We start from the raw sequence: 12,870 nt of genomic DNA on the forward strand, positions 1-12,870 counted from the left end.
ACCAGCGTCTCGGAGGCGGACGCGGTGACGCGGGGATCACGTGCAGACGTGGGGAGAACGACGCCCGACCCCCGGTGGTGGAGGGATCGTCAGCGCGGCGAGGAGGTCACTCGTCGAGGGCGAGCTCTTTCGGCAGTTCGAGATCGCGCGAGGTGAGCTCCTCGACGTTCACGTCCTTGAAGGTCAGCACCCGGACGGACTTCACGAAGCGGTCGGAGCGGTAGACGTCCCAGACCCAGACGTCGGTCATGCTCAGCTCGAAGTAGAAGTCGTGCTCGGTGTCGCGCCGGACGAGATCGACCTCGTTGGCCAGGTAGAACCGGCGCTCCGTCTCGACGACGTAGCGGAACTGCGACACCACGTCGCGGTACTCGCGGTACAACGCGAGCTCGACCTCGCGGTCGTAGTCTTCGAACTCGTCCTCGTCCATCGGGAGATCATCTTACGCGGCCTCGTCGCCCGTCGGCGACGCCGGGTCCACGGGGCCGCGCGACTCAGTGCAACCAGGTGAGACGGTGCAGCGGGGACGGGCCGAGCTCCGCGAGCGCTCCGAAGTGGGCCGACGACCCGTAGCCCTTGTTCCCCGACCAGCCGTAGCCCGGGTGGCGGTCGTCGGCCTCGATCATCAGGCGATCGCGTTCGACCTTCGCGATGACCGAGGCGGCGGCGACGGAGGCGCAGTCGCGGTCGGCCTTCACCCGCGTCGTGATCCGCGGCGGCGTCGCCAGGTGCGGCGAGAGGTAGTCGTGATTGCCGTCGAGCACGACGACCGACTGGAGGATGCCCACTCCGGCGTGGTGGAGCGCGGTCAGCGCGCGACGTCCGGCGAGCCCGAGCGCGGCCACGATGCCGATCTCGTCGACCTCGCTGGCGTCGGCGAACCCGACGGCGTGGTGGGACACCCACGCGGTCGCGAGCGGATACAGGGCCTCGCGCCGCTTCTCGGAGAGCATCTTCGAGTCGCGGAGCCCCGCCGGGACGTCGGTGCAGTCGACCGGAACGGCCCCGAGTCCGACGGCGACCGGACCGGCGATCGCGCCACGCCCCACCTCGTCGCATCCGATCACCCAGGTCGCGCCGGCGGCGTGCAGCTCACGCTCGTAGTCGAGCGTCGGGTCGACGACACCCATCAGTCGCCCTCGCGCTCCGTGCCGCGGAAGACGTCGGGGTAGTCGTCGAGCCACTGCCAGCGCGAGCTCGGCCAACTGATCACGAACGCGCGTCCGACGACGTCGCTCATCGGGACGAAGCCCTTGCTCGGGGTCGCGCCGTTGTACCGGCTGTCCTTGGAGTTGTAGCGGTTGTCGCCCATCACCCACAGGGAGTCCGCCGGGACGGTCACCGAGAAGTCGTCGCCGGAGACCCGCGACTCGCCGGACGGCAGCGTCACGTACGGCTCCTTCAGGGGCACGCCGTTGACGGACATCTGTCCGAAGTCGTTGCAGCACGAGACCGTGTCGCCCGGCAGGCCGATGACGCGCTTGATGAGGTGGTCGTTGCTGTCCTGCGCGCCGAGACCGACCTGTGTGAGGAACCACGCGATGCCGTCGGCGACGGGGTTGCCCGACTCGGCCGAGACCGGCGGCGTCCCGTCGAGCCAGCCGCCGGGATCCGTGAACACGACGACGTCGCCGCGCTTGACGTCGACGACGTCGGGGACGAGCTCGTTGACGATGATGCGGTCGTTGATCTGGAGCGTGTTCTCCATCGACCCCGAGGGGATGTAGAACGAGCGGATCAGGAACGTCTTGATCAGGAACGAGATCAGCAACGCCGCGAGGAAGATGATCACGATGTCGCGGAGGAAGGTGCCGACGCCTCGCGGACGGTCGTCGCGCCGTGAGGGGCGCAGACGGCGCCGAAGAGAAGATGTGTTGTTTGTCATTTAACCGCCCGAGCTCCCCGCCATCGTATACGGCGGGGAGCTCGGAAGAGGTTTCAGGAGGCGATCAGTTGTCGCGCTTCTCCTTGATCTTCGCCTTCTTGCCACGCAGTTCGCGCAGGTAGTAGAGCTTCGCGCGACGGACGTCGCCACGGCTCACGAGCTCGATGTGGTCGATGACCGGCGAGTGGACGGGGAACGTGCGCTCGACACCGACCTGGAAGCTGACCTTGCGGACCGTGAAGGTCTCGCGGACGCCCTCGTTCTGCTTGCCGATGACGACGCCCTGGAACACCTGGACACGCGAGCGCGTGCCTTCGATGATGTTCACGTGCACCTTGACGGTGTCGCCGGCCCGGAAGTCGGGGATGTCGTTGCGCAGGCTGGCGGAGTCAACCGCGTCGAGGATGTGCATAGTCGTTCGCTCTCTGCAACCGCCACAGGTCGACTGCCGTTCGTGGTGGTGGACCACCGGTTCGTGATGAAGAGGACGTGCTCTGAGATGGCAGACTCCCCTGTGGCAGAGTCGTGCGCAGGCACAATCGTCAAGTGTGCCATAGACCGACCACGGCGCGCTACCGCGGGCCAGTCGCTCAGGGCCTGGTCGGACCGTCGGGGCCTCGAGGCGCGATGCGGATCACCGGCCCGTCACCTCGCGCGGACGACCCGGACGATCGCGCAGCCTCGGGACGCGTCGTCTCGCGTCCGGCGGAGCTGCCGGACAGACCCGCCAGCCGGTCGAGGTCCGCCATCGACGCCGCCACCCGACGCCCCGTCTCGCGGACGAGCTGCCAGACGGCCGAGGCGATCAGCGCCAGACCCGCGGCGATGACCACGACGGCCGACAGGGCGAAGAGAGCCGTGGAGAGATCCAGCCCGCCCCCGGCGACGCGCGTGTAGGCCGACGCCGCCGACGCGCCTGCCGAGCTGTCGACCAGGAAGAAGCCCAGGGCGAGCTGCGCCGACCACGACACGGCGAGCAGCCCGGTGTCGAGCCAGGAGAGCGTCGAGCTCGAGCGGACGCTGCGTCGAGCGACGATCAGGCCGCTCGCCACGGCCTGGCCGGCGAAGAGGAGCGGGACGAGGAGCAGCTGCCCGACGAACTGGAGACCCAACGGCACGCCGAAGAAGGATCGGCCGAACAGCACCCAGAGCGGGAGGAGGAACAGCGCGGGCCAGAGGAGTCGGTGGAAGACGCGGCGGATCGTCATGCGGCCCAGGATACGGAGCCATCGTGGGGAACGGCTGATCAGGGGACCCCGCCGGGACATCCGCTCGTGCCGGCCCGTGGCCGGCCGCTTCAGTCGAGGAGGTCGGGGCGGACCCGGCGGGTGCGCTCGATCTGCTGTTCGTGCCGCCATGCGGAGATCGCGCCGTGGTTGCCCCCCAGGAGGACCGGGGGCACGTCGAGACCCCGCCAGGTCGCGGGCTTGGTGTAGCTGGGGTACTCGAGCAGGCCGTCCTCGTGGCTCTCCTCCGAGAGACTCGCCGGATTGCCGACCACGCCCGGCACGAGCCGGCCGATCGCCTCGATCATGGCGGTGACGGCGACCTCGCCGCCGTTCAGCACGTAGTCGCCGAGGCTGATCTCGCGGACCGTGACCCGGGAGGCGGCGTGGTCGACCACTCTCTGGTCGATGCCCTCGTACCGCCCGCAGGTGAAGACCAGATGCGGCTCGAGGGCCAGCTCGCGCGCGACCGCCTGGGTGAAGGGGGTGCCCGCCGGGGACGGCACGATCATCGTCGTGTTCTCCGGCGTCGCCGCGTCGCCGAAGACGTGGTCGAGGGCCTCCCCCCAGGGCTCGGGGCGCATCACCATGCCCGCTCCCCCGCCGTACGGGGTGTCGTCGACGGTGCGGTGCCGATCATGGGTGAAGTCACGCAGATCGTGCACCGCGACGTCGAGGAGGCCCTGCCTCCGGGCCTTGCCCATCAACGAGATGTCGAGCACCCCGAAGAACTCCGGGAAGATCGACACGATGTCGATGCGCACGCTCAGCCCTCGTCGGTCGTGCGCGCCGAGGTGTCCTCGTCGTCGGAGGACGCGTCGGCCAGCTCCTCGAAGAGCCCGGCGGGAGGCGTCACCACGACGACCCCTGCCTCGATGTCGACCGAGGGGACCAGGGCCGACACGAAGGGCACGAGCACCTCGCCCGTCGGGGTGTCGACGGCCAGGAGGTCTTGAGCGGGCAGGTGGTCGACCCGGGCGACGGTGCCGACCTGGACGCCGTCACGCTCGACCCGGAGGCCGACGAGCTGGTGGTGGTACCACGCGTCGTCTTCGTCGGGGAGCTCGTCGAGGTCCTGGTCGACCCAGAGGATCGCCTTGACCAGCGACTCGGCCGCGGTGCGGTCGGGGACGTCGTCGAAGAATCCGACGGGCTGCCCGTTGTACCAGCGCAGCTCCGTGAGCGTGAGGGTCCTGCCGTGCCAGGCGCTCGTCTCGGGGACCTGGAGGGTGAACTCCGCGCCCGGGACGAACCGGGTCTCGGGGGTGTCCGTGAACAGCTCGAGCTTGAGCGCGCCCTTGAGTCCGTGGGCCTTGGTCAGTCGTCCGACCCGCAGCTGGGTCGTGTCGTCGGTGCCCACGGCTCAGAAGTCGCCGTCGACCACGTCGACCCGCACGCGCTTGCCGTCGGCCAGCGCCGTGACGAGCGTCCGCAGCGCCTTCGCGGTGCGTCCGGCACGACCGATGACGCGCCCGAGGTCATCGGGGTGCACGTGCACCTCGAGGACGTCGCCGCGCGGCGAGGTCGAGGCCACGACCTGCACCTCGTCCGGGTGATCGACGATCCCCCGGACGAGGTGTTCGAGTGCAGGTGCGAGCACTGACTACGCCTCGGTGGTCTCGGCGTCGTCGGCGGGTGCCTCGGCAGGAGCCTCGGCCTTGGCGGCGGGCTTCTCCGACTTGGGGACGAGCACCGGCTTCTTCTTCTCGTCGGCGACGAAGGCCTCCTTCGGGGCCTTGACCTTGACGGTGCTGACGGCGTCGGCGTCGCCCTTGAACTTGCCCCAGTCGCCCGTGAGCTTCAGCAGCGCCGCGACCTGCTCGGTCGGCTGCGCGCCGACTCCGAGCCAGTACTGGGCGCGGTCCGACTCGACCTCGATGAACGAGGGCTCCTCGGTGGGGTGGTACTTGCCGATCTCCTCGATCACGCGGCCGTCGCGCTTGGTGCGCGAGTCGGCGACGACGATGCGGTAGTAGGGGGCACGGATCTTGCCCATACGCTTGAGACGGATCTTGACAGCCACAATTCTCCTGTGTGATGTGATGTGGGCGAGTTGCTAGCCGTGAGCGTGGGGGCACACTCGGCTCGAAAGCTCTGATGGGAGTCGAACGTCGCCTGATTAGAGGGTCGGACGACACGAGACTCGACCTCCCATTGTTGCAGACGAACGCCACTCAGCACGAATCTCGTCTCACCGTGTCCCTCGCCGCGTCTCGGACCGTCATGGAGGAGGCGCGCGCGGCCCCCGAGGACGACCGCCTGGCAGGATGGACCCCGCCCTGACGCCCATGGGAAGGCCACGCGGATGCGCATCGACTTCACGACCTCCGAGAGGTCGACCCTCGGCATCGAGTGGGAGCTCGCGCTGGTCGATCGGGAGACGGGCGAGCTGGCCCCGCACGCTCCGGCCGTCCTCGCCGACCTCGACCATCTCAACGACGGCGGGCCGGTGCGCCTGACCCACGAGCTCCTGACGAACACGGTCGAGGTCGTCAGCGGGGTCCACCACCGGGTCGCGGACGCCGTCGACGACCTCCGCGGCACCGTCGACTCGATCCACGGGCCCGCCTCCGTCCTCGGCGCCGACCTGATGTGCGCCGGCACGCACCCATTCAGCCGCTACGTCGATCAGGAGGTGACCCCCGACAACGAGCGTTACGCGACCCTCATCGACCGGACACGCTGGTGGGGTCGCCAGATGATGATCTGGGGCGTGCACGTGCACGTCGGCATCGACGCCCGCGACAAGGCCCTGCCGATCCTCAACGGGCTCCTCACGTACCTCCCGCACTTCCAGGCGCTGACGGCGTCGAGCCCGTTCTGGGTCGGCGAGGAGACCGGCTACGCCTCGAATCGCGCTCTGATGTTCCAGCAGCTGCCGACGGCGGGCCTGCCGCCCCAGTTCGGCGCCTGGGCGAACTACGAGGAGATGGTCGCCGACATGACCCGCACCGGGGTGATCGACCACCACAGCGAGCTGCGCTGGGACATCCGCCCCTCGCCGAAGTGGGGCACGCTCGAGACCCGGGTGTTCGACGGGATCGCGACCTTCGACGAGGTCGGAGCCCTCGCCGCCCTCGTGCAGTGCCTGGTCGACGAGATGTCCGAGTCGCTCGACCGGGGCGAGGAGCCCCCGCAGATGCAGCCGTGGTTCGTGCGCGAGAACAAGTGGCGCGCCGCCCGGTACGGGATGGACGCCATCGTCATCCAGAACTCCGACGGCGACGAGCGCCTGGTGACGGACGATCTCCGTGATCTCGTCACCCGGCTCGAGCCGACGGCGGAGCGGCTGGGCTGCCTCGCCGAGCTGCATTCGCTCGACGCGATCCTCGAGCACGGCGCCAGCTACCAGCGCCAGCTGTCGGTCTCGGCGCGCCACGGGGGCGCCCTCCGTCCCGTCGTGTCGTCGCTGGTCCGGGAGCTCCGAGAGGGCGTGGCCGCCGCCTCCTGAGCCGAGGAGGCGCGGTGCCGGAGACGACGGACGCCCGGCGGGTCGTCCCCACCGGGCGTCCGGTCGCGATGGTGCGACTCGACGTCAGCCGCGACCGAGCATCTTCTGCAGCGAGGCCAGCTCGTCAGCAGTCGGGGCCTTGTCGCCCTGCGCGGCTCCGCCGAGGCCGAAGCCCGAGCCGCCGGGCGCGCCGGAGGGCTTGACCCCGGTGGCGAGCGCGGCGTTCTGCGCGGCGCGCTTGGCGGGGTTGCCGGCCTTCGAGCCCTTCTTCTTGGGCTGCGCCTTCTTGCCCCCGTAGGACGCACCGGGGATCGGGCCCATGCCCGGCACCTGGGGCACGCCGCCCTTGGCGACGGTCTTCATCATCTTCGCGGCCTGCTCGAAGCGCTGGACGAGCTGGTTGACGTCGGTGACGGTCATCCCGCAGCCCTTGGCGATGCGCAGACGGCGCGAGCCGTTGAGCAGCTTGGGCAGCTCGCGCTCCTGGGGGGTCATCGACTGGATGATCGCCTCGGTGCGGACGATCTCACGCTCGTCGAAGTTCTCGAGCTGCTCGCGCATGCCCTTGGCGCCGGGGAGCATCCCGAGCATGCCCTTGATCGACCCCATCTTGCGGAGCTGCTGCATCTGCTTCAGGAAGTCGTCGAGGGTGAACGAGTCGGTCGCGATCTTCTGCGCGACCGCCATCGCCTCGTCTTCGTCGAAGGCCTGCTGGGCCTGCTCGATGAGCGAGAGGATGTCGCCGAGGTCGAGGATGCGGCTCGCCATGCGGTCGGGGTGGAACGGCTCGAAGTCGTCGAGGGACTCGCCCGTCGACGCGAACATGATGGGCCGGCCGGTGACCGACGCGACGCTCAGCGCCGCACCGCCTCGGGCGTCTCCGTCGAGCTTGGAGAGCACGACGCCGGTGAAGTCGACGCCCTCCTGGAACGCCTTCGCCGTGGCCACGGCGTCCTGACCGATCATCGCGTCGATGACGAAGAGGACCTCGTCGGGGTCGACGGCCTTGCGGATGTTCGAGGCCTGCTTCATCAGGTCGGCGTCGACGCCGAGTCGACCGGCGGTGTCGACGATCACCGTGTCGTAGACCTTGTCGCGCGCGAACTTGATGGCCTGCTTGGCGACCTTGACCGGGTCGCCGACGCCGTTGCCCGGCTCGGGTGCGAAGACGGCCGCACCGGCCTGCTCGCCGACCACCTGGAGCTGCTGCACCGCGTTCGGTCGCTGCAGGTCGGCCGCGACGAGGAGGGGCGTGTGACCGTCTTTCGCCAGCCACTTCGCCAGCTTGCCCGCCAGGGTGGTCTTACCCGCGCCCTGGAGGCCGGCCAGCATGATGACGGTGGGCGGGTTCTTCGAGAACTCGAGCCGTCGCTGCGTGCCGCCGAGGATCTCGACGAGCTCCTCGTTGACGATCTGCACGACCTGCTGGGCGGGGTTCAGCGCCTTGCTGACCTCGTCGCCGAGCGCCCGCTCGCGCACCGTCGTCGTGAACGCCTTGACGACGTCGAACGCCACGTCGGCGTCGAGCAGCGCGCGGCGGATCTCGCGGACGGTGCCGTCGACGTCGGCCGGGCTGAGCTTGCCCTTGTTGCGGAGGTTCTTGAAGGTGTCCGCGAGGCGGTCGGAGAGCGTTCCAAATGTGGCCATGGTGCAGACAGCTTAACCGACCCTCGCGCTCATGCGATTAATGCACTCAGTACATCAATCGGGCTACACTCCCCCCATGGCCACGATCCGACTGGGGCTCGACGGTGAGCCGCTCGACTACCTCGACGGCTGCGCCCTGCAGCGCGACCTCCACGACGACGTCGTGCTGCATCGCCGCGACGGCGCCCTCGTGATCTGCCAGCACGCGTCCGTCTACACCGCGGGTCGACGGACGGAGCCGGGCGACCTGCCGCGCGACGGCAGCCCCGTGGTCGAGACCGACCGCGGGGGCCGGATCACCTGGCACGGTCCCGGACAGCTCGTCGCCTATCCGATCGTCCGCCTGCCCGAGCCGCTCGACGTCGTCGCCCACGTGCGCGCCCTCGAGGACGTCCTGCTCGAGGTGTGCGCGGCCGTCGGGGTCGCCTCGGTCCGGGTCCCCGGGCGGAGCGGGGCCTGGCTGCCCGGCGCGCTGACGACGTCGGGCCGCGACGAGAAGGTCGGCGCGGTGGGCGTCCGCGTGGCGCACGGCGTCACGCTGCACGGCGTCTCGCTCAACTGCGACAACCCGCTCGGCCCGTACGCCGCGATCGTGCCGTGCGGGATCGCCGACGCCGGCGTGACCACGCTGACCCGCGCCTCCGGACGCCCCGTCTCCCCCGCCGACGTCGCCGACCTGCTCGACGAGGCCCTGACCCGCTACATCACGTCGCTCGCCCACCGGGCCGCCCGGACCGACCGCCTTCTGGAGGCAACCCCATGACCGCAGCACCCGAGGGGCGACGCCTGCTCCGCATCGAGGCGCGCAACGCCGAGACGCCGATCGAGAAGAAGCCCGCCTGGATCAGGACCACCGCCCGGCAGGGGCCCGAGTACCGCGCTCTGACCGACCTGGTGGTCGACAAGAAGCTCCACACCGTCTGCCAGGAGGCCGGCTGCCCCAACATCTTCGAGTGCTGGGAGGATCGCGAGGCGACCTTCCTGATCGGGGGCTCGCAGTGCACGCGCCGGTGCGACTTCTGCCAGATCGACACCGGGAGGCCGAGCCCCCTCGACCGGCGCGAGCCGCTGTCGGTGGCCGAGTCGGTGCGCGAGATGGCGCTGCGCTACGCCACGGTCACGGGCGTCGCCCGCGACGACCTGGACGACGGAGGCGCGTGGCTCTACGCCGAGACGATCCGCCTGATCCACGAGCTCAACCCGGGCACCGGGGTCGAGATCCTCGTCCCCGACTTCAACGGTCGCCCCGATCTACTCGGCCAGGTGTTCGACGCCCGGCCGGAGGTCTTCGCCCACAACGTCGAGACCGTTCCGCGGATCTTCAAGCGAATCCGGCCCGCCTTCACCTTCGAGCGTTCGCTCGACGTGATCACGCAGGGGCACGAGGCCGGGCTCGTCACGAAGTCGAACCTGATCCTCGGCATGGGCGAGGAGCGCGACGAGGTCATCGACGCCCTCGAACGACTCCAGGAGGCGCACACCGACATCATCACGCTGACCCAGTACCTGAGGCCCAGCCCGAGACACCTGCCGGTGGCCCGGTGGGTGCGCCCGGAGGAGTTCGTCGACTACCGCGAGATCGCGGAGGACATGGGTTTCAGCGGGGTGCTCGCCGGGCCGCTGGTGCGCTCGTCGTACCGGGCGGGGCGCCTCTGGGCGCGGACCACCGAGGCGCAGGGCCGCATCGTGCCGGAGGCGCTGCGGCACCTGCTCGAGGCCGGGGCGGGCCGCCAGGCGGTGTGACGCCTCGACCGACTCAGGCGATCAGGCGATCAGGTTCTGCACGCGCGCTGGAGCTCAGAGCGACGCGCCAGCGGCGCCGCGACGCCAGCGCCGAGGGAGCCTGCGACCGAGGGCCCGGTCGCGGCCGAGAAGCGCGACTCAGGCGATCAGGTTCTGGACGAACACGTGCGGTGTGAAGCCGGTGAGGTCGTTGATGCCCTCGCCCTGACCGACGAGCTTGATCGGGATGCCGGTCTGCTCCTGCACGGCCAGCACGAACCCGCCGCGGGCGGATCCGTCGAGCTTGGTCAGCACGAGCCCGGTGACGCCGGCGTGCTCGATGAAGGCCTGGGCCTGCGCCAGTCCGTTCTGGCCGGTCGTGGCGTCGAGCACGAGCAGCACCTCGGCGATCTCGGTCTGCTTCTCGACCACGCGCTTGATCTTGCCCAGCTCGTCCATCAGACCGGACTTCGTCTGCAGCCGGCCGGCCGTGTCGATCAGCACGATCTCGATGCCCTCGCGCATCGCGACCTCGACCGTCTGGTAGGCCACCGACGCGGGGTCCTGGCCCGGCTGCTGGGGCCGGACGATGCGGGCCCCGGCCCGGTCGGCCCAGGTGGCGACCTGCTCGACCGCGGCGGCACGGAACGTGTCGGCGGCGCCGACGACGACCGATCGGTCGTAGTTACGGAGGAACTTGGCGAACTTGCCGATGGTCGTCGTCTTGCCGACGCCGTTCACGCCGACCATCAGCACCACGGCCGGACGGTTGCTCAGCTTGAGGGTGGAGTCGAGCTTCGACAACCGCTCCTCGAGCACCTCGCGCAGCATGCGCTTGAGGTCGGCCGGGTCGGTGGTCGAGTAGCGGCGCACCTTGCCCTGGAGGTCGTCGACGATCTGCTCGGTGACGTCGGGCCCGAAGTCGGCTCCGATGAGCGCCGCCTCGAGGTCGTCCCACGTCGTCTCGTCGATCGTCTTCTTGGCGAACATGCCACGCAGGGCACCGGAGAGAGACCAGGGGGAAGCCATGCCCGTCAGCATATTCGGCTCCCGACGACGGTGCAGACCGTGCAGAGGCTGTAAGCTCGGCGAGTTGAAGGGGAGTACTCCCGCGCGGTGGCGTCGTCAATACGGAAGAGACCGATCTCGACCCGGTGCACCGGTTCGCAGCCGTTCGTTCAGAGCGTGCCCGCGAGTGGAGGAGACCTTCGGTACCCGCTGCGTACTGGAGGTACACACATGGACGTCCATTTCATCACCTGGGCGATCACCATCGCCGGCATCATCGGCCTGCTCTTCTTCGACTTCTTCAGTCACGTGCGCACGCCCCACGAGCCGACCATCAAGGAGTCCGCCATCTGGTCGGGCGTCTACATCGGCATCGCGATCCTGTTCGGCGTCGGGGTCGGCGTCTTCTCGAACTGGACCTACGGCGGCGAGTACTTCGCCGGCTGGATCACCGAGAAGGCCCTCTCGGTCGACAACCTGTTCGTCTTCCTGATCATCATGACGAGCTTCGCCGTCCCGCGGATCTACCAGCAGAAGGTGCTGCTGGTGGGCATCGCCATCGCCCTGCTCTCGCGTGGCCTGTTCATCGCCGCCGGCGTCGTCATCATCGAGAACTTCTCGTGGGTGTTCTACCTGTTCGGAATCCTGCTGTTCTGGCTGGCCTACAGCCAGGTGCGCGGCGGCCACGACGACAAGGACGAGGCGGACAGCAAGCTGATCCGCGCCCTGCGCCGCGTCATCCCCACCTCGACGGACTACGACGGCCAGAAGCTCACGACCAAGGTCGACGGCAAGCGGCTCTTCACGCCGCTCTTCCTGGTCATGGTCGCCATCGGCCTGACCGACGTGCTCTTCGCCCTCGACTCGATCCCCGCGATCTTCGGCCTGACCCAGGAGGCCTACATCGTCTTCACGGCGAACGCCTTCTCGCTGCTGGGCCTCCGTCAGCTGTACTTCCTCATCTCGGGCCTGCTCGAGCGTCTCGTCTACCTCGCGCAGGGCCTGGCCGTCATCCTGGCGTTCATCGGCGTCAAGCTCCTGTTCCACGCCCTGCACGTCAACGAGGTGCCGTTCATCAACGGGGGCCGGCCCATCGAGTGGATCCCCGAGATCCCCATCTGGTTCTCGCTCGGGTTCATCCTGCTGACCATCGCGGTCGCCACGTTCCTCAGCCTCGCGAAGACCCGTCGCGACGCCCGTGCCGCCGCTGCAGCCGGCACCCGACCCGGCGTCTCGGGCACCACGGACGCCGACCACTAGCCCGACCCGCCGTGCGGTCGCCGACCGCGGCCGCACGGCACCGCACCACCTGAACGGAACTCCCCCATGCGTCTCGAACTCATCCGCCACGGCCAGACCGACTGGAACCTCAACGACAAGCTGCAGGGGTCGTCGGACATCCCCCTCAACGAGACGGGCCGGGCCCAGGCGCTCGAGGCGGCCGGACTGCTGGCGGACGCGGAGTGGAGCGCCATCGTGTCGTCGCCGCTCGGTCGCGCCCGCGAGACCGCGCGCATCATCGCCGACACGCTCGGCATCGAGCTCGGCGACGCGTACGACGAGCTGATCGAGCGCGACTACGCGTCGCACGAGGGGCGCACCCCCGAGTCCCCGATCCCCGACGAGCCCAACGCCGACTACCCCGACATCGAGCCCCGCGAGTCGGTCGCCCGCCGCGGCCTCGAGGCCCTCGAGACGATCCGCGATACGCGCCTCCCCCTCGACGGGGACGACGCCCACATCGTGGTCGTCTGCCACGGCACCATCATCCGCTTCGTGCTGTCCGAGATCCTCGGCCGCGAGGTGCCGCACATCGAGAACGCCGCGGCGAACACGCTCGAGTGGGACGGCACGGCCTGGCACGTGCTGAGCATCAACGGCGGGGTCGTCGACACCGACATCGACTGACGACGCGAGTCGTCGACACGGAG

Annotated in this window: 16 protein-coding genes; 5 read left to right on the plus strand and 11 right to left on the minus strand. The window is 69.5% G+C overall.

The features are described 5' to 3' along the window. Positions 1-106: 106 nt before the first annotated feature. From FFA01_RS00885 to rpsP, 9 genes are all read right to left on the minus strand, one after another. Positions 107-430 carry a DUF2469 domain-containing protein gene (locus FFA01_RS00885; protein WP_146851992.1) on the minus strand — a complete coding sequence of 108 codons (324 nt, stop codon included), beginning with the start codon at positions 428-430 and terminating at the stop codon, positions 107-109. Between the two features lie 64 nt (positions 431-494). Next, positions 495-1,130 carry a ribonuclease HII gene (gene rnhB, locus FFA01_RS00890; protein ID WP_146851994.1) on the minus strand — a complete coding sequence of 212 codons (636 nt, stop codon included), beginning with the start codon at positions 1,128-1,130 and terminating at the stop codon, positions 495-497. Further along, positions 1,130-1,885, minus strand: coding sequence for a signal peptidase I (gene lepB, locus FFA01_RS00895; RefSeq protein WP_146851996.1), 756 nt, complete (start codon positions 1,883-1,885; stop codon positions 1,130-1,132). The genes rnhB and lepB overlap by 1 nt, the downstream gene beginning before the upstream one ends. A gap of 64 nt (positions 1,886-1,949) precedes the next feature. After that, entirely contained in the window at positions 1,950-2,297 is a 348-nt protein-coding gene (rplS, locus tag FFA01_RS00900) for a 50S ribosomal protein L19 (RefSeq protein WP_146851997.1), read from the minus strand. A 178-nt stretch (positions 2,298-2,475) separates the two neighbouring features. Then, positions 2,476-3,093 carry a hypothetical protein gene (locus tag FFA01_RS00905; protein WP_146851999.1) on the minus strand — a complete coding sequence of 206 codons (618 nt, stop codon included), beginning with the start codon at positions 3,091-3,093 and terminating at the stop codon, positions 2,476-2,478. Between the two features lie 89 nt (positions 3,094-3,182). Beyond that, positions 3,183-3,875: a tRNA (guanosine(37)-N1)-methyltransferase TrmD gene (gene trmD, locus FFA01_RS00910; RefSeq protein WP_146852001.1), complete on the minus strand. Its 693-nt coding sequence runs from the start codon at positions 3,873-3,875 to the stop codon at positions 3,183-3,185. Positions 3,876-3,877: 2 nt separating this feature from the next. Next, positions 3,878-4,471, minus strand: a complete 594-nt coding sequence (gene rimM, locus FFA01_RS00915) for a ribosome maturation factor RimM (protein ID WP_146852003.1) — start codon at positions 4,469-4,471, stop codon at positions 3,878-3,880. Positions 4,472-4,474: 3 nt separating this feature from the next. Beyond that, positions 4,475-4,711: an RNA-binding protein gene (locus FFA01_RS00920; protein WP_146852005.1), complete on the minus strand. Its 237-nt coding sequence runs from the start codon at positions 4,709-4,711 to the stop codon at positions 4,475-4,477. A 3-nt stretch (positions 4,712-4,714) separates the two neighbouring features. Further along, a complete protein-coding gene (gene rpsP, locus FFA01_RS00925; RefSeq protein WP_146852007.1) occupies positions 4,715-5,134 on the minus strand; it encodes a 30S ribosomal protein S16 in 420 nt (139 codons plus the stop codon). A gap of 282 nt (positions 5,135-5,416) precedes the next feature. Between rpsP and FFA01_RS00930 the strand changes: the two genes are divergently transcribed. Beyond that, the gene (locus FFA01_RS00930) at positions 5,417-6,562 is read left to right on the plus strand and encodes a glutamate--cysteine ligase (protein WP_146852009.1); all 1,146 of its coding nucleotides are present in this window, start codon (positions 5,417-5,419) and stop codon (positions 6,560-6,562) included. An 84-nt stretch (positions 6,563-6,646) separates the two neighbouring features. Here the strand turns inward: FFA01_RS00930 and ffh are convergent, their stop codons facing one another. After that, on the minus strand, positions 6,647-8,209 hold the full coding sequence (ffh, locus tag FFA01_RS00935; RefSeq protein WP_146852011.1) for a signal recognition particle protein: 1,563 nt from the start codon (positions 8,207-8,209) through the stop codon (positions 6,647-6,649). Between the two features lie 76 nt (positions 8,210-8,285). On the opposite strand from ffh, the gene lipB reads away from it, so the two are divergent. After that, complete coding sequence (lipB, locus tag FFA01_RS00940) at positions 8,286-8,972, plus strand: lipoyl(octanoyl) transferase LipB (protein WP_146852013.1); 687 nt, start codon at positions 8,286-8,288, stop codon at positions 8,970-8,972. Further along, positions 8,969-9,952, plus strand: a complete 984-nt coding sequence (lipA, locus tag FFA01_RS00945) for a lipoyl synthase (protein WP_146852015.1) — start codon at positions 8,969-8,971, stop codon at positions 9,950-9,952. Before lipB ends, lipA begins: the two co-directional genes overlap by 4 nt. 138 nt (positions 9,953-10,090) lie before the next feature. Here the strand turns inward: lipA and ftsY are convergent, their stop codons facing one another. Then, complete coding sequence (ftsY, locus tag FFA01_RS00950; protein ID WP_146852017.1) at positions 10,091-10,960, minus strand: signal recognition particle-docking protein FtsY; 870 nt, start codon at positions 10,958-10,960, stop codon at positions 10,091-10,093. 210 nt (positions 10,961-11,170) lie between these two features. On the opposite strand from ftsY, the gene FFA01_RS00955 reads away from it, so the two are divergent. Both FFA01_RS00955 and FFA01_RS00960 read left to right on the plus strand, forming a co-directional pair. Continuing rightward, positions 11,171-12,199 (plus strand): TerC family protein, encoded by a 1,029-nt coding sequence (locus FFA01_RS00955; RefSeq protein ID WP_146852019.1) that lies wholly within the window; start codon positions 11,171-11,173, stop codon positions 12,197-12,199. A gap of 66 nt (positions 12,200-12,265) precedes the next feature. Continuing rightward, positions 12,266-12,847, plus strand: coding sequence for a histidine phosphatase family protein (locus FFA01_RS00960; RefSeq protein ID WP_146852021.1), 582 nt, complete (start codon positions 12,266-12,268; stop codon positions 12,845-12,847). Positions 12,848-12,870: the final 23 nt, after the last annotated feature.

Source organism: Frigoribacterium faeni, from assembly GCF_007988805.1.
GTDB lineage: Bacteria > Actinomycetota > Actinomycetes > Actinomycetales > Microbacteriaceae > Frigoribacterium > Frigoribacterium faeni.